This window comes from Micromonospora sp. FIMYZ51 (assembly GCF_038246755.1).
GTDB lineage: Bacteria > Actinomycetota > Actinomycetes > Mycobacteriales > Micromonosporaceae > Micromonospora.
This window is the reverse complement of the sequence record NZ_CP134706.1, coordinates 4,207,196-4,222,688: the sequence shown is the minus strand read 5'-3', so window position 1 is coordinate 4,222,688 and position 15,493 is coordinate 4,207,196. Positions and strand designations below refer to the sequence as shown.

The window sequence follows — 15,493 nt, the reverse complement described above, 5'->3', positions numbered from 1 at the left end:
CCGGCGGAGGTAGGACCAGCCTGCCACACGAAGATCGTGGCGCGAGCCGGACGCGGTGGACCGGTAACCGTCGGCAGCCGAGCGCCCGGCCTCTGACCACGCCGCGCGGCTCGACGGCACCTGTCAGCGACCCCGCGCCGGGCCATCGGGTCCCGCGCCGGGCCATCGGGTCCCGCGCCGGGCCGTCGGCTCCCGCGCCGGGCCGTCGGGTCCCGCGCCGGGCCGTCGGGTCCCGCGCCGGGCCGGTCGGCGGGGTCCGTGCCGGGCCGTTGATCGGCACAGGGCAAGGTGGAGGCATGACGACGCCGGTTCCCAGCGCCCCCGCAGCCGCTCCCGTGAGTTCCGCCACCACCCGGCCCATCCGGCAGACGTTGCTGGTGCTCGGTGCCAGCGGTGACCTGACCGGGCGGCTGCTGCTGCCCGGTCTGGGGGTGTTGCTGGCCAGCGGCGGGGTCCCCGGTCTGCGCCTGATCGGCAGTGGCATGGACGACTGGGACGACGAGCGCTGGCGTCGCCGGGTGGCCGACTCGTTCGCCACCGTCGGTGCCGACGGACCCGCCGAAAGCGAGGTGATCCGGAACAGCCGGTACGTGACCGCCGACGTGACCAGCGAGGACGGCCTGCGACGGCTGCTGGCCGACTGCGCCGGGCCAGTGGTGATCTTCTTCGCGCTGCCGCCGATGGTGACCGCCCGCGCGGCGGCGGCGCTGGCCCGCATCGGCGTGCCGCCCGGCACCCGGCTGATGCTGGAGAAGCCGTTCGGCGTCGACCGGATCTCGGCCCACTCGCTCAACAACCTGCTGGCCACCCTGGTACCGGAGGACCAGGTCCACCGGATCGACCATTTTCTGGGCAAATCGACCGTGCTGAACCTGCTCGGCCTGCGGTTCGCCAACCGGATCTTCGAGCCGCTGCTCAACGCCACGCACGTGGCCTGCGTGGACATCGTCTTCGACGAGACCCTCGGGTTGGAGGGCCGGGCCGGCTACTACGACCGCGCGGGTGCGTTGATCGACATGGTGCAGAGCCACCTGCTCCAGGTGCTCGCCCTGCTCGCGATGGATCCGCCGCCGACCCTGCAAGCGCAGGAGTTGCGCGGCCGTTCCGCGCAGGTGCTGCGGGCCACCCGGCTCTGGGACGACGACCCGGCGGCGGCCAGCCGGCGGGCCCGCTACACGGCGGGCGAGATCGCCGGGCGCGGGCTGCCCAACTATGTCGACGAGCCGGGCGTGGACCCGAGCCGGCACACCGAAACCCTCGCCGAGATGGTGCTCACCGTGGACACCTGGCGCTGGGCGGGGGTGCCGTTCCGGCTACGGTCCGGCAAGGCCATGGCGGAGATGCGCAAGGAGGCGATCATCACCTTCAAGCAGCCGGCCCGGGTGCCCGACGGGCTGATCGGCTACCAGCATCCCGACCGGCTGCGGATCGGGTTCGGCCCGGACTGCCTCGGCCTCGATCTCAACATCAACGGTCCCGGTAACCCCTTCGATCTGGACCGGGTCCGGCTGACGGCCGACTTCGGCCCGGGGGAACTGCCGGCGTACGGCGAGGTGCTGCGCGGCGCGTTCGAGGGCGACCCGACGCTGTCGGTACGCGGTGACGTCGCCGAGGAGTGCTGGCGGATCGTCGAGCCGGTGCTGGCCGCCTGGAAGGCGGGCACGGTGCCGCTGGGGGAGTACCCCGCGGGTTCCACCGGGCCTGCCGACTCGCTGCTCGGTCCGGTGCCGGGCTGACCGATCGCCGTACTCACTTATGGTGACACCCTGATCTCTCTCAGCTATCTTTCAGGTGTCGGTGCTAGCTTCCCGGCGCGACGGAATCCATCATGGACGGCGCTGATTCCGTTGTGGCGCAGGGGTTGTGCGTGAAAGTTTCACGTTTCTGCCGTGCGTCGCGCCCGCTCACTGTCGAGGGAGAGACTCGTGGTGTTCAAGAAGATGCTGGGTGCCTTCGGGATCGGCGCGCCCAGCGTCGACACGGTCCTGTCCAATCCGAACACCCGTCCCGGCCTGACGCTCGACGGGCAGGTGAACCTCACCGGCGGCAGCCAGGACGCGGACATCGACCAGATCGTGCTGGGGCTGGTGACCCGGGTGGAGGTCGACGGCGCGGAGGCAGACCACGACGCCAGCGTCGAGTTCCACCGGGTCCCGGTCGCCAGCGGGTTGCGCCTGGCGCAGGGGCAGCAGCTGGCGATTCCGTTCCAGCTCCCGATCCCGTTGCAGACGCCGGTGACCGACATCTACGGGCAGCGGCTGCCCGGCATGACCCTGGGCCTACGCACCGAGGTCGCCATCCGTGGTGCGGTCGACAAGGGCGATCTCGACCCGGTGCACGTGCACCCGTTGCCGGTGCAGGAGCGGATCCTGACCGCCTTCGGCCAGCTCGGCTTCCGATTCAAGAGCGCTGACCTGGAACACGGGTACATCGCCGGGGCGCACCAGACGCTCCCCTTCTACCAGGAGATCGAGTACTTCGCCGCGCCGCAGTACGCCCACGGCGTCAACCAGGTCGAGCTGACCTTCCTCGCCGACGAGCAGGGCGTGGAGATCGTGCTGGAGTTCGACCGGCAGACCGGGCTCTTCATGGGCAGCCACGACTCCTACGGCCGATACCGGGTCGCGCACGCCGACGCCGACGGGCTGGACTGGGCCGCCGAGGTCGACCGCTGGCTGCGCGAGGCGTTGCAGCAGTACCAGACCCAGCACCCCGGCTACGGTGCGCCGACCGGCCACCGGGGACCGGCTGGCTACGGTGCGCCGATGGGCTACCCTCCGCATCAGCCCGGCTACGGGCACTATGAGGAGCACCACGAGCGGCGGGGGTCGGGAATGGGCGCGGTGGCCGCCGGGGTGGTCGGTGGCGCGGCGCTCGGCTTCGCCGGCGGCATGGTCGCCGAGGAGGTCTTCGACTCCTTCGGCGGTGACGAGGGCGAGGACGGCGGCGAGGAATAGGACCCGCGGGCTGTCCCCACGAGCAGCTGACCACCCCGTACCGACCGCCCGGCCACCAGGCTCCCCACTGGTGGCCGGGCGGTCCCGTCCCGGCGGGCGCAGGGGGCGGTCCCGCCCCTGATCGGCACAGGGGGCGGCCCCGGCGCGGTGCAACGCCGGGGCCGCCGTGGTGGTGGTACAGACTCAGCTGGTCGGGAAGTCGTCCGGGGTACGGATGCGGTCCCGCATGAAGGCACCGGAGGTGGTGAGCATCGAGGTGCCGGTGTAGTTGCTGCCGTTGCAGGTGCCGGGCCGCAGCGCGGCGCTGCCCTCGGCCTTGTCGGAGAAGGTCCAGTTCGCGTAGCCGATCTTCAGCCGGTCCAGCAGGTCCAGCCACTGGGTGCTGCTGGCCAGGTCGGCAGCGCCGTCTCCGGTGTAGTCCACCGTGCCGAACTCGGTGACGAAGAGCGGCAGCCGGGCCGCCGCCCGCTCCACCTCGGCCCGGTAGTTGTCCCGGTGCGAGGCGGCGTAGAAGTGGAACGCGTACATGACGTTGCTGGCGTTCACCGGGTTGTTGACGATCTCGGTGTGGTTGCCGCCCTCCGAGACGCCAAGCGAGGACCACGCCCGGGTGCCCACGATGACCACCGCGTCCGGGTCGTTGGCCCGGATCACCGGGATGACCTGATCGGCGTAGTTCTTGATGGTCGACCAGCTCACCCCGTTTGGCTCGTTGGCGATCTCGTAGATCACGTTGTTCTTCGCGGCGTGCCGGGCGGAGACGGCGGCGAAGAAGGTCTTGGCCCGCTCCAGGTTGAACATCGGGTCACCCGGGGTGAGCAGGTGGAAGTCGATCATCGCGTACATGCCGCGCCGGGTGGCCTCCTCGACCAGGTTGTTCACCCGGTTGGTGAAGCCGGCGGGGTCGGTCTCGTAACCGTCCTCCTGCACGTACATGGCGATCCGGAACAGGTCGGACCGCCAGTCGGTGGCGAGGGCGTCGAGCGAGGCGCTGTTGTAGCAGTTACCGAACCACTGGATGCCGTGGGTGCTCATGCCACGCAGCTGGATCGGCCGACCGTACTGGTTGCACAGGTTGACTCCGCAGACCCGCAGCTGTCCGTTGATGGCCACCGGAGTCTGCCCGCCGGGCGGGGGAGTCGTCGGCGGGGGCGTCGTGGGCGGCGGGGGAGTCGTCGGTGCTGGCGTGGTGGGAGCGGTCGAGCCGGTGCAGACCGTCCCGTTGAGGGTGAACGAGGTCGGGGCCGGGTTGGCGCCGGTGAAGCTGCCGTTGAAGCCGATGCTGGTACGGGCACCGGTCGCCAATGAGCCGTTCCAGCTCTCGCTCCGGGCGGTGACGGCGTTGCCGCTCTGGCTCCACGTCGCCGACCAGCCCTGGGTGACGCGCTGGCCGCTGTCCGGGAAGGAGAATCCGAGGCTCCAGCTGGAAACCGCGTCGCCGAGGTTGGTGATCGTCACGCTCGCGGTGAATCCGCCGGACCAGCTGTTCGTCGTGTAGCTCACGGAGCAGCCGGTCGCGGCCATCGCGCTGGTGGCGGGCAGCGACGCCAGCGCGCCGAGAGTCAGCGCACCGACGGCACCGGCGGCGACCAACAGGCGGCGGGTGCGGCGGGGAGGATGCTTCATGGGGGACCGTCGCAATCTGGTCGTGGTGGTGGGTACGGCAGCTCCCACGCGGTCGGACGGAATGGCCGGGAGCGCTCCCACGGCAGCCTACGATGCCGCGAAACAGTCACGCAATATTTCCATCTATCAAAGTGTCGAGAAGGCGACGCCCCGGTAATCCGGTCCCGGGGCGTCTACCTGCCGCGTACTGCGAGTTTGCCGTCACACCTCGTTGGCGGCGCGCCGCCGGTCTGCCTCGGCGTCGGCCGCGCCGACCGGAGTCGGGTCGACATCCCGCCGCGCGCCGCTGAGATCGACGTCGGCACCCGCCCGGGCGGCGTCGGCCGCCGCGTCGTCCGCGCCGACCACCGCACCGCCGTCCGCGTCGCTGGCGTCGTCGACCAGCCCGGCCGCGGTGACCGCGATCGGGGTGTACCTCGGGTCGGTCATCTCGTCCTCCTCCTCGCCGGTTTCCGGTCAGGTACCCGCTGCGCCGCCCGGCCACACCGGACGCCGGGCGGCGGCGCGCGGAACGAGACCCGGCAGCGGACGGAGCGAGACCCGGCGGGTACGGGCGGAGCGAGACCCGGCAGCGGACGGAGCGAGACCCGGCGGGTACGGGCGGAGCGAGACCCGTCGGCGGCGCGCACTCAGGTCTGGATGGTCCGGCTTCGTCACCATCCGTGTCCACGCTGCGGAACAAGACCGAGGGGAGCCGGCGCCCCGATTTGCCTCGCTCACTACCCTGGCTCTGATCTTGTGCAAGTGAACCGCTCGACTTTGACAAGGGCCACACATGAGTGACAGTTACCCTCCGCACGGAGGGCAGCCGGATCCGAACGCCGCCTGGGGCACCCCGCCCGGTTCTCCCGTGGGTCAGCCGGTCCCGCCCGGCTCCCCGGTCGGCCAACCCCTACCTCCCGGCTCCCCGGTCGGCCAACCCCTACCTCCCGGCTCCCCGGTCGGCCAACCCCTACCTCCCGGCTCTCCGGTCGGACAGCCCGGCCAGCCCGGTTACCCTTCCCAGTTCGGTGCGCCCCTCCCGCCGCCGTCCTACGCTGCTGCGCCGAAGAGTTCCTCGAAGAACGGGCTCTGGCTCGGCGTGGGCATCGGCGCGGTGGTGATGGCGGTGCTTGTCGCCTGTGGCGGGCTGATCGGCTTCTTCGTGTTCTCCGGCGACGACGACGAGCCGACGGTCACCACCGGCGGGACCAGCTCGCCCGCCGCGAGCGAGTCTCCCGCGGCCCCGCCGTCGCCCGAGGAGCAGCCGCAAAACAACAACGCCATCACCGCCCGCAACTCCAGCGACATGTCGGCGGTCTGCGAGGGCAGCCCGATCCTGAACGCCGCGGATTACACCGCGGCCAAGGGCGCCAAGGTCTACACCTTCGCCAACTCCCCGGAGCGGCCGGAATCCTGGCTGAGCAAGTCGGTCGGCTTCGACAAGCCGTACCACGCCCGGACCTCGGACTGGGCCTCGGTCTCCGTCGTCGGCTGCCTCGCCTTCGAGCAGGGTAGCGAGGGCGAAGCGCGCAAGTGCGAGTACAAGGACCGGGACGACAAGAAGGTCACCGTCGACTACGTCTCCTCGCGCTACACGCTTACCTTCTACGCGGCGAAGACCGGTGAGAAGATCGGCGAGGGTGGACGGATCAACGCCCCGGCCGTCCGTTGCCCGAGCTTCGTCTCCTACAACAAGGAGACCATGAAGGCGTACGCCCAGCCGGACACCGCCGCCCTCGAACTCGCCCTGGAAAAGTTCACCTCCTGACGGTAAACAGCGGCGGGGTGGGACCGAAGTCCCGCCCCGCCGCTGCTCGTCTTCGGCTACCGCGCGGTCAGCTGCCGGCGGTCATCTCGCTGAGATCGACAATCTCCTTCTCGGTCGGCTCCTTGAGCTCCGGGAAGGACTCCCCGAAACCGCTGATCGCCACGTCTCCGTCGGAGGACTCGACGAGCAACGGGTACGGCTCGCCGGTCGTCGCCACGTACAGACTGCTCTTGTCCGACTCGTCGACGAGTGCGATGGCCGGTCCGGCTTCGATCTCCTTGACCTCGCCCTTGGTGATCTTTCCGTCCGGCTTGAGCAGCGACTTCGGGTCGGCCATCCCGGCGAGCTCGGAGATGCCGGAGAACATGTCGTCGTCCGGCGCCACCTTGACCCAGCGATCGTTGATCAGCTTGGCCATCGTCTTGCCCTCCGGACCACCCATCATCGTCCAGAACTCGGCGTCCGCCTTGAAGTAGGACTTGTTGCCGACCATGAGCAGCTGGATCGAGGTGCCCTCCATGCCGATCGTGCCGAACAGATCGTCGCCGGTGACCTTGAAGTCGATGGACGTGATCTCGCCGCCATCCTTTGCCTCGCCGCTGACCCGGTACGAGCCTGCCTTCTCCAACGCGCCGGTCGCCGCCGCCAGGATCTCCTCCGCCGTCTGATCCGCGATTCCGTTGCTGGCGGGTGCGGTGCTGGACGGGGTGGACGACCCCGCATCGCCGCCGTCGTCACCACAGCCGGCGAGCAGGACGAGCGCTATCGCGGCAGGCGCGAGTACGCGTGCAACACGCACGATGAAACCCCCCCTAGAAATTCGAACGCCCAAGAATAAGAGTTCGGCACGCATCCGGTGATCCCGTTTTGGCTTGCACCGGATCAGACGCCGGATGGGCCGGGCGTCCGGGATTGCCGGCGGCTGGCAGGCTGACGCCATGGGGAGCCTCGTCACACAGTTGCCGGCCCTGCTCGGTGTGCTGGTCGGCACCATCGGCACGATCGTCGCCACCTCACTCGCCGACCGGTCACGGTGGCGTCGCCGCCAGACGGTGCGGTGGGACGAGCGGCGGCTGGACGCGTACGCCGAGTTCGCCCGGGCACTCAAGGAGGTGCACACGATCGCCAGCCGGATGATCGGCGGCTACCTCGACCGGGAACAGGAGCACGCCGCGCTGACCGAGGCATCCTTCCGGCACACCATCGCCTGGGAGAACGTACTCCTGCTCGGTGACGGCCCCACGGTGACCGCGGCCCGCTCGTGGCGCGATGCGGTCTGGGCGATCGAACGCCTCGCCCGAGGCATGCCGTCCGAACATGAACTGCCCGACCTGCTGCATCGGGCCAACGAGGCGCGGGACAACTTCTACCACGCGGCTCGCAGCGGCCTCGGCGTCGGCGGCGGCTCGGTCGCCCAGGCCAGCCTCTTGGAGAGCCGCCTCTACCAGAAGACCACCGCACCGACCAGCACCTCCACAAACGCCTGACCCGACAGCCCAGCTCAGGCGTGCTGGGCAGGCTGGTCGAGAATCGCGCTGAAGCGCTCCTCGGCCAGGTCGAGCTGACCGAGGATGTGCTGCCGAACCGGCGCGGAGAGCGGGGTGTCCGGCCGGGTGACCAGGTCCCGGAAGAGCGGCACCAGCGGGCGATACTTGCGTGCCGACGACTCGACCTTCGGCCCGACCGAGTGGATCACGCCGACCCCGTTGTCGGTGAAGTCGGAGACCTTGATGACCCGTGCCCACGGTTCCCGGTCGAGGCTGACCGCGAGGTGCTCGCGGTACTGCTCGTTGCGGTCGCGTCCGGGATCCCAGGTCGGGTTGGTCACCGCCGCCACCAGCCGCGCCACCCGCCCCCCGAACCGTTCGCCGAGGACCGCCAACGCCGCCGCGCTCGGATCGCTCCCGCCCTCGACGCTCCCGCCCTCGACGCTCCCACCCGGTGCGCTCCCGCCCGGTGCGCTCCCGCCCGGTGCGCTTCCGCTCGGTGCGCTTCCGCCCGCCAACTCGACCGGGTGATCCTCCACGGCGTCGTGCAACAGCCCGGCGACGATCACGTCGACGTCGCGTACCTCGTAGTAGTGGATCATGCGGATCGCCACCCGGAGCAGGTGGTTGAGGTACGGCTCACGGGACCGCCGGTCTGCGTGGTGCAGCCTGGCGGCCAACTCCAACGCCTCACCCAGCCGGTCCCGCTCCTCCGCCTCGAACACCTCAATCTCCAGCCGGAACCGCTCGCGCAGCCCGACCTCCCCGTACATCTCGGTGATCGCGTGCATCGGCATACTGGCCAGATAAGGCGGCAACTCCACCCGCCCCTTATACCCGATCCCACCCCCACCAAGGCCCCACCCACCGCCCCCACCCCGCCTTGCCCCCTGCTTCCGACCGATGGGCCTCGGCTGCCTTGGGCCGCCACCACCCACGGTGACCCGCGACAGCGCGAGATCGACCTGCGGCGTGACGCCCAGCTGGCTGCCCTCGGCATTCAGGTCGTCCGCTTCACCCCACCGCAGGTTGGCGCACGAGGTCGAGGAGGTACGCCGGGAGACCCTCGCCGTGCTGGCCAGCCGCAGGCCTGGTGCCCGAGCGGCGTACCGTTCCAACGGCTGACGCCCCGGTCGTGCTCGCCTCGATGGTGTCGCTGTCGGGAAGCCGACGTTATCGCTGGTCGAGCGTTGAACGTGTCGTAGCTCGAGGTGAGACTGAGGCTCCCCTTCGACTCGGGAGCGTCTCATGCCGTACGTCAGATCGCATGTCCGGAAGAGCGGCGCACGCGTCCGGGGGCATTATCGTCGGCGACGTGCGGGTGCTACTCGCCGAAGGTCAGCCGCCCGCCGCTCCTCCGGTTCCGGGAACTCGGGAGCCGGCGGGAACTATCTGCTGTGGGGCGTGCTGGCATTGGTGCTGGTCGCTATCATTTTCGACTTTGTCCGACGGCATCCGTACTGGTCGGCGTTCCTGCTCTTCCTCGTGCTCGTGGCGGCTGCCGCGGTGCTCGTCGCGGTGTCGCATCAGCGGGCTCGCGTGCGAGCGGAGCAGGCCGAGCGGGACCGCTTGATCTCGGTGACCGATGCGATGAGCGGAGCGGAGTTCGAACAGTGGTTCGCCAGGATTCTCGCCGCCTCGGCTTTCCGGGAGGTGCGGGTCTGCGGTGGTGCCGGTGACCGGGGAGCGGACATCACGGCGCTCGCGCCCGATGGACGGCGCGTGGTGGTGCAGTGCAAGCGGCACAGCCTCAATCACCGGGTCGGCAGTGCCGCGATCCAACGTTTCGCCGGCACCTGCCGGGAGGTCCACCGGGGCGAGATCTGCATGATCGTGACCAACGGATTCTTTACGACCGGCGACGGTGCCCAGTTGGCCCGCCAACTCAACATCACTCTGGTCGACCGCAGCATGCTGGAGATGTGGGCCTGGACCGGAGTACCACCTACCGGAGTCCTACCTCGGTGACCAGATGCACAACGGAGTCGGCCGAGCGGACCAGCAGCGGTGGGCCGTACCGGGGCCAGGCCGTCTTCGGACTCGTCTGTGGCATTGCATCCTCGGCGCGACGGCACCCAACCGGGCGTTTGACAGGAATCTGACGATGAGCCGCCTCGTGCACTCGAACCGATAAGGTCACCTGCGGAGTCGACGACACTTCACCTTGTGACCGTCCGACGGATCGCCTCGGGGGTGTGCGATGGCGCCGAGCAAGCGACAGGCCGTGTTGATTGGGGTCAATCAGTGCGGCTACGACGTGCAACTACCGTCCCTGCGCTATGCCGAGAGCGACGCACAAGACCTGCGGGGGGTACTGCTCGACCAGGACTATGGCACCTTTGACGACGGTGCCGTCAAGATGTTCATCGGGGCCGAGGCCAAGTGGCGTGACATCAAGGCGTACCTGCGGGAAATCGCCTTCGAGTCTCGGCCGTCGGACGTGCTGCTGGTCTACTTCGCCGGTCACGCGCTGGTACCGGAATGGAACGACCAGCTCGACGCGTACCTGGTCACCGCCGATCTGGACCCGGAGGTGCTACCCCGGGAGCCGGACAACGGGCTGCGCATGTCGTTTCTCAAACGGGATGTCTTCGAGGCGTTCACCGGCACCTCGTTCCTGGTGTTGGACTGCTGCCAGGCGGGTATCTACGCCGACGCCGACCGGCGGCACGCCGCGGCAATGGAGTCGTACCGTACCCAGGTCGACCGGCACAGCGCCCTGCTGGCGTGTCCCAGGGGTGCGGTGGCCCGGGAGAATTCGGATTACGGGCACGGCGTGCTGACTCATCATGTGCTGCGGGCGTTGCGGGGCGAAGCAGCGGATGAGGCTCGCCGCGTGTCGTTCGCGCGGATGGCAGCCTTCGTGGCGGAGCAAGGTATCGACCCGCCGCCGGCACAGTGGGTGAAGACCTACGGACCCGCCATACCTCTGACCCAGCCGCCGGTGTCGCGGCATGACCGGCAGGCACTCAACACGCCGGCCAACCCAGGCATCGTCGGCCCATGCAAGAATCCGCTGGAGGACCACGGCAACTCGATCACGCAGTTACTCGGTCGGATCTTCCGCGGCGCCAGCCGGCCGCGGCACCACGCCCAGCAGGGCGGTCATGGTGAGCGGGTGGAACTCGTCCGATATGCCGTCGACGCGGATTCGGTGGCCGTGGTGGAGTTCGCCGGGGACGACTTCAGTGTGCTGGACAGGACCGCGCGGTTCGATAGGGAACTGCTGCGACCGATGCTGGAACTCGCCGCCGACGAGGCCGTGCAGTACCGCACCTCGATGCCCGGCCACGTCGTCTCCGAAGGTGCCCGGCGGCGGATGCTCTGCGTACCCGTCAAGTATGTGAACGAGCGGGTCGCTGCCCTCGTGGTAGTCGATCCTGCTCCGGCGCAACTGGAGATGGGGGAACCGCTGGCGGTGATCCTGCGGGCGGTGTGGGACTCCGACCCGGTCGCTGATCCGGTGGAGTCGGAGATGGCCGTGATGACGGCGCTGCGCAACGCCTTCGGGCGTCTGCCCACGCCGGTCTATGAGTACGCGTTCACCAGCTACCAGAAGCTCATCGACTCGATGACAATGGTTTTCCAGCCCGTGGTGGAGCTGAGCAGACATCCCGCTGGAGTCGGCGTGCACAGCTTCGAGGCGTTGGCCCGCCGCAACGAGCGAGAGATCAGCGCGCCCCTGGCGGCTCTGCGGATGGCGTACGACTGGGGCGACCGCTTCATCATCGAACGCGATGCACTGCTCGTCTCGAAGGCTATCCATTCGTATGCCGAGGCCGCTGCTGCCGCCAACTGGCAGGGAATAAAACCACTGGCGGTGAACGTAGCGGTCCGCTCGCTGCTCCGTGACACCTATCTACAGCAGGTGAGCAAGGCCCTCACCGAGGCGGATGTCAACCCGCGAATCCTCACGCTCGAAATCTCCGAGCAGGACCCCATCATGCCGGGACCGGGTGAGGACTGGCCGCAGAAGCCCTTGGATTACTTCCACCGCAGGCTCACCGAGTTGGCTGCGAAGCTGCACATCAATTTCGCTGTCGATGACTTCGGGGTCGGACACGCATCGCTGGCGCGGATGGCCGAACTACGGCTTACCCAGATAAAGGTCGATCGGGCGGTGCTGCACCACCCGTTGGCCCTGGACGAGTTGCGGCTGGTGACGAAGGTGGCCCGATATGCCCGAGACCAAGGGCAAGCCCCATATCCGCGGGCTGTTGTGGTCGAAGGTTACGACGAGGAGGCGCCGGTCACCTTGCAGCAGATCTGGGATCTCGGCATCCACCACGTCCAGGGGTACTTCTGCAACGCGGTCGCCTCGACGAGCCTGCGTCCCCTGGACCGGGACATCCAAGAGGAAATTGCCGCGCAGGTCAAAGGAGAACGATGAGTGTCGTCAAGCTGAAGTTGCCGCCGGAGGTGCTGGACGAGGTCGACCTGCCGGACGAGGGCATCCGTGGCGTGGACGCCATCACGCTGGCCATCGAAGGGGTTGCCGTAATGGCCAATCTCGCCACCCTCGCCGCCGTGCAGCCACAGTTGAGCGCGCTTGTCGTCGCGATCCGCAACTGGAGGCTGCGCGACGAGCGCCCGACGGTCGTGTTGACGGTCAAAGGTCGCGGTGTCGACATTCGAGTTGACCTGCCCCGGAACGTCGACACCGCAATGCTGCTCGAATGTCTGCGACCGCTGTTCGAAGACCGCGGATGAGCTGACCTCACCCGGTGGGCGACCGCCGTGGAGTACCCCGTCCGCCTGCTTGTCAAGGAGGTCAGTCACCAGGTCGGCATGGGTGGTTACGGCACCGGGCCGGTCAGGTTCGCCTATCTGTGACAGCGATTCGGGTGGCGAGGTCGAGGGCGGCGCGGATGGGGTCGTCGGTCCAGTGGCTGGCGAACACGTCGTGCAGGTGCCAGCCGGCGCGGGTGAGCGTACGGTGCCGCTCGATGTGGGCGGCCACGCCGTCGGGGTGCACCCGGCAGAACACGCCTACCGCTTCCGCGTCGTCGCCGACGCAGAGGTCGATCCGCCAGCGGCCGACCGGGTAGTCGGCCCGGACCGGCAGCCCGATCCGGTCGAGTTCGACGGCGAGGGCCCGGGTCCACGGATCTGGCGCGAGATTACCCGGGCCCGACGGCGCTGGCGGTGGCCGGTCGGCGTACCGGAGGTAGTCGGCGACGATGCCCTCGGGTGAGCGTAGCGACGTGACCACGGTGAGATGGTTCCTGGCCCGGGTGATCAGGACGTTGAACAGGTTCGGTTCGGCCAGGAACCGGTGCCGCGACGGTGGGTCGTCGTCGACCAGCCCGAGGGAGGCGATCACCACGTCCGCCTCGCTGCCCTGGAAGGCGTGGACGGTACCGGAGCGCAGGCCGAGCCGTTCGATCTCGTCGACGTCGTACGCGGACAGCAGCGCCGCCTCGATCGCGTCCGCCTGGGCCCGGAACGGGCTGATCACCGCGATCCCGCCCGTGGGTGGCCGGGTCGCGAGCCTCCGGATCAGTTCGATGATGGCGTCCACCTCGGCCTGGTTGACGCCGTCCGTCACCTGGGCTGCGGGGACCGTCAGCAGGTCGATGGCGTCGGTCCGCTCGTTGCGCGGGTGCCGGGTGACCAGTTCGAGTTTGCCACCGTAGAACCGTTCGGCGGAGAAGCCGATCAGGTGCGGTGCCGAGCGGTGGTGCTCACTGAGCCAGGTCACCGGTGCCGCGCCGGCCGCCAGGTCGAAGGCGCTGGAGCGCCGGACGTCGAGCCGGTCCGCGAGCCGCTCCAGGCCGTGCCGGTGCAGCGTGTCGGTCACGTCCACGTCGGAGACGAAGGAGACGAACCGCAGCTGCCGAGGGTCGCCGGCGATCAGCGTACGCCTGGCCCGGGCCAGCACCGGGGCGGCCCGCAACTGGTCGACGTGCGCTGCTTCGTCGAGCACCACCAGGTCGAACATGCCGGCCACCGGGGGCAGCAGGTCTTCGACGTCGGCCACCGTGCCCACCCAGAGCGGCAGGGCCCGCACCAGGGCGTCGGCGTCCAGCCCGGCGAGTAGTTCCCGGCGTCGGTTCCGGCCGGCCCGCAGCGCGGTGCCGAGCCCGCTGGCGGCGCGCCGGGCGGCTGCGGTCCACCGACGGGCGCTGGTGGCCTGGTGCCGCATGGCCGTGCCGACCGCTTCGGCGAGCGCGGCGTCCGCCTCGGCCAGCGCCCGCCAGGCGGCGGCCAGTTCCGTGCCGTTGAGCGCGGGTGGTCCCGCCGACGCCCGGACCGCCTCGGCGGCCTGCACCGCCGCCTGCAACCGATCGAGGGTACGCCGGCAGCGGCGCCGGTCAACCGGCGCAGCCGCCGCAGGGCGGACGATCGGCGCAGCCGCCGCCACCAGCCGGCACCGCCTGGGCCGGCGTTCGCGCTGTCCGGGTCGGCGTCGGCGAGCGCACCCCGGATCGCGGTCAGGTCGGCGTCCGGTTCGAAGAGTCCCGGGGCGTCGTGGCTCAGCGCCGGCAGCAGCGGTTGCCAGTCGGGCAGTGCGGCGGCGCGGCGTTCCTGGTCCAGGGCGGCGGCGATGCCGGCTCGGGTCGCGGCGACCCGGTGCCGGGCGGCGGACACGGCGGCGGCGTCGGTGCGCAACTGCGCGGCGTCCACCCCGGCGGCGGCCCCGGCCGCGAGTTCGGCGGCGACCGCCTCGCGCCGCTCGGCGTCGCCGAAGAGCACCGGGGCGGGGCCGGGGTGCCGGCGTAACAGCGTGCCCAGCACCTCCGCGGCGTGGACGGACTGCGTCGCCACCAGTACCGATCCGCCCCGGTCGACGGTGTCCAGCGCGGCGGCGACCAGGGCGTGGCTCTTGCCGTTGCCGGGCGCGCCGGAGACCACCACCACGGGCTCGGTGCGGCTTCGTCGGACCACGTCCCGCTGGGCGGCGTTGAGTGGCAGCGGCGAGAGCACCTCGTCCTCGTCGTCACCGGCGCGGACGGGTGGCTGGGGCGTACCGAGGTAGAGCCGGCTCAGCGCGGTTTCCGCCAGCCCGGGACGGCCCGCCCAGTTCAGCAGGGTGTCCCGCAGGCGGCCGGCGAACACGTCGCGGGTCACGAAGAGCGCTGCCGCGGCGACCCCGGTCAGAGCCTCGTCGTCGATGCTGCGCGGAGGCCGCGCGAGCACCCCGGCCACCTTCAGCCCGGCCGCCTGGGCCGCCGTGGTGATCCATGCGGTGGTGCCGGGCGCGGTCAGCCAGCCGGGACCGGCGAGCCCGGGTGCGGCCTCCAAGCGGGCGGCCAGGTCGCGGTCGGCGATCAGCGGGGTCAGTTCGAGGTCACCGGCGGGGACCACCCGGTAGCCGCGCCGGCCGCGCTCCAGGCGTACCGGCTGGGCCAGCAGCGGTAGCCGCACCCGCCGTCGTCCCCCGTCCACGTCTGCCCCGCCGACCAGAAAGGCCAGGCCCCGGCGGAGCAGACGCTCCTCGCGGTGCAGCGCGTCCAGTGCGGCCAGCCGGTCCAGCCGGGCGCCGCGTGGGCCCCGGTGCGGCTCCGGCAACCAGACCAGTGGCCGGCCGGTCCCGGACACGTCGAAGACCCGCTCGGCACCGGCCGGAGCCAGGTCGGCGAGCGCGGTGAGGATGGCCGCCGCGTGCATCGCCCGCAGATTCTGCCGTACGCGCTGATGGTCGGAGCCGGCCGGACAGCGTGGCTGGGGGC

General features: G+C 70.2%; 13 protein-coding genes. 7 read left to right on the top strand and 6 right to left on the bottom strand.

Annotated elements, in window-relative coordinates:
- Window positions 1–296: 296 nt before the first annotated feature.
- Together QQG74_RS19225 and QQG74_RS19220 are read left to right on the top strand one after the other, a co-directional pair.
- Window positions 297–1,736 (top strand): glucose-6-phosphate dehydrogenase, encoded by a 1,440-nt coding sequence (locus QQG74_RS19225; RefSeq protein ID WP_341716148.1) that lies wholly within the window; start codon window positions 297–299, stop codon window positions 1,734–1,736.
- A gap of 189 nt (window positions 1,737–1,925) precedes the next feature.
- Window positions 1,926–2,957, top strand: a complete 1,032-nt coding sequence (locus QQG74_RS19220) for a sporulation protein (RefSeq protein WP_341716147.1) — start codon at window positions 1,926–1,928, stop codon at window positions 2,955–2,957.
- A gap of 183 nt (window positions 2,958–3,140) precedes the next feature.
- Here the strand turns inward: QQG74_RS19220 and QQG74_RS19215 are convergent, their stop codons facing one another.
- Together QQG74_RS19215 and QQG74_RS19210 are read right to left on the bottom strand one after the other, a co-directional pair.
- The gene (locus QQG74_RS19215) at window positions 3,141–4,583 is read right to left on the bottom strand and encodes a cellulase family glycosylhydrolase (protein ID WP_341716146.1); all 1,443 of its coding nucleotides are present in this window, start codon (window positions 4,581–4,583) and stop codon (window positions 3,141–3,143) included.
- 201 nt (window positions 4,584–4,784) lie between these two features.
- On the bottom strand, window positions 4,785–5,012 hold the full coding sequence (locus tag QQG74_RS19210) for a hypothetical protein (RefSeq protein ID WP_341716145.1): 228 nt from the start codon (window positions 5,010–5,012) through the stop codon (window positions 4,785–4,787).
- A gap of 652 nt (window positions 5,013–5,664) precedes the next feature.
- Here QQG74_RS19210 and QQG74_RS19205 point away from each other — a divergent pair.
- Window positions 5,665–6,333: a hypothetical protein gene (locus QQG74_RS19205; protein ID WP_341716144.1), complete on the top strand. Its 669-nt coding sequence runs from the start codon at window positions 5,665–5,667 to the stop codon at window positions 6,331–6,333.
- 67 nt (window positions 6,334–6,400) lie between these two features.
- Here the strand turns inward: QQG74_RS19205 and QQG74_RS19200 are convergent, their stop codons facing one another.
- On the bottom strand, window positions 6,401–7,132 hold the full coding sequence (locus QQG74_RS19200) for a hypothetical protein (protein ID WP_341716143.1): 732 nt from the start codon (window positions 7,130–7,132) through the stop codon (window positions 6,401–6,403).
- A gap of 139 nt (window positions 7,133–7,271) precedes the next feature.
- Between QQG74_RS19200 and QQG74_RS19195 the strand changes: the two genes are divergently transcribed.
- The gene (locus QQG74_RS19195; protein ID WP_341716142.1) at window positions 7,272–7,820 is read left to right on the top strand and encodes a hypothetical protein; all 549 of its coding nucleotides are present in this window, start codon (window positions 7,272–7,274) and stop codon (window positions 7,818–7,820) included.
- 14 nt (window positions 7,821–7,834) lie between these two features.
- Here the strand turns inward: QQG74_RS19195 and QQG74_RS19190 are convergent, their stop codons facing one another.
- Window positions 7,835–8,644, bottom strand: coding sequence for a phosphohydrolase (locus QQG74_RS19190; protein WP_341716141.1), 810 nt, complete (start codon window positions 8,642–8,644; stop codon window positions 7,835–7,837).
- A 580-nt stretch (window positions 8,645–9,224) separates the two neighbouring features.
- On the opposite strand from QQG74_RS19190, the gene QQG74_RS19185 reads away from it, so the two are divergent.
- The 3 genes from QQG74_RS19185 to QQG74_RS19175 all read left to right on the top strand — a co-directional run bounded on the left by QQG74_RS19185 (window position 9,225) and on the right by QQG74_RS19175 (window position 12,530).
- On the top strand, window positions 9,225–9,788 hold the full coding sequence (locus QQG74_RS19185) for a restriction endonuclease (RefSeq protein WP_341716140.1): 564 nt from the start codon (window positions 9,225–9,227) through the stop codon (window positions 9,786–9,788).
- A gap of 232 nt (window positions 9,789–10,020) precedes the next feature.
- Complete coding sequence (locus QQG74_RS19180) at window positions 10,021–12,210, top strand: EAL domain-containing protein (RefSeq protein ID WP_341716139.1); 2,190 nt, start codon at window positions 10,021–10,023, stop codon at window positions 12,208–12,210.
- On the top strand, window positions 12,207–12,530 hold the full coding sequence (locus QQG74_RS19175) for a hypothetical protein (protein ID WP_341716138.1): 324 nt from the start codon (window positions 12,207–12,209) through the stop codon (window positions 12,528–12,530). The genes QQG74_RS19180 and QQG74_RS19175 overlap by 4 nt, the downstream gene beginning before the upstream one ends.
- A gap of 103 nt (window positions 12,531–12,633) precedes the next feature.
- On the opposite strand, the gene QQG74_RS19170 is transcribed toward QQG74_RS19175, so the two are convergent.
- Both QQG74_RS19170 and QQG74_RS19165 read right to left on the bottom strand, forming a co-directional pair.
- Window positions 12,634–13,761 (bottom strand): AAA domain-containing protein, encoded by a 1,128-nt coding sequence (locus tag QQG74_RS19170; protein WP_341721287.1) that lies wholly within the window; start codon window positions 13,759–13,761, stop codon window positions 12,634–12,636.
- Complete coding sequence (locus tag QQG74_RS19165) at window positions 13,674–15,431, bottom strand: hypothetical protein (RefSeq protein ID WP_341716137.1); 1,758 nt, start codon at window positions 15,429–15,431, stop codon at window positions 13,674–13,676. Before QQG74_RS19165 ends, QQG74_RS19170 begins: the two co-directional genes overlap by 88 nt.
- Between the last annotated feature and the right edge of the window lie 62 nt (window positions 15,432–15,493).

Excerpts from the sequence above, each read along its gene's own strand:
- QQG74_RS19225 (WP_341716148.1), top strand. The coding sequence starts at position 297 with ATGACGACGCCGGTTCCCAGCGCCCCCGCAGCCGCTCCCGTGAGTTCC.
- QQG74_RS19215 (WP_341716146.1), bottom strand. The coding sequence starts at position 4,583 with ATGAAGCATCCTCCCCGCCGCACCCGCCGCCTGTTGGTCGCCGCCGGT.
- QQG74_RS19210 (WP_341716145.1), bottom strand. The coding sequence starts at position 5,012 with ATGACCGACCCGAGGTACACCCCGATCGCGGTCACCGCGGCCGGGCTG.
- QQG74_RS19195 (WP_341716142.1), top strand. The coding sequence starts at position 7,272 with ATGGGGAGCCTCGTCACACAGTTGCCGGCCCTGCTCGGTGTGCTGGTC.
- QQG74_RS19180 (WP_341716139.1), top strand. The coding sequence starts at position 10,021 with ATGGCGCCGAGCAAGCGACAGGCCGTGTTGATTGGGGTCAATCAGTGC.
- QQG74_RS19175 (WP_341716138.1), top strand. The coding sequence starts at position 12,207 with ATGAGTGTCGTCAAGCTGAAGTTGCCGCCGGAGGTGCTGGACGAGGTC.
- QQG74_RS19170 (WP_341721287.1), bottom strand. The coding sequence starts at position 13,761 with ATGTTCGACCTGGTGGTGCTCGACGAAGCAGCGCACGTCGACCAGTTG.
- QQG74_RS19165 (WP_341716137.1), bottom strand. The coding sequence starts at position 15,431 with ATGCACGCGGCGGCCATCCTCACCGCGCTCGCCGACCTGGCTCCGGCC.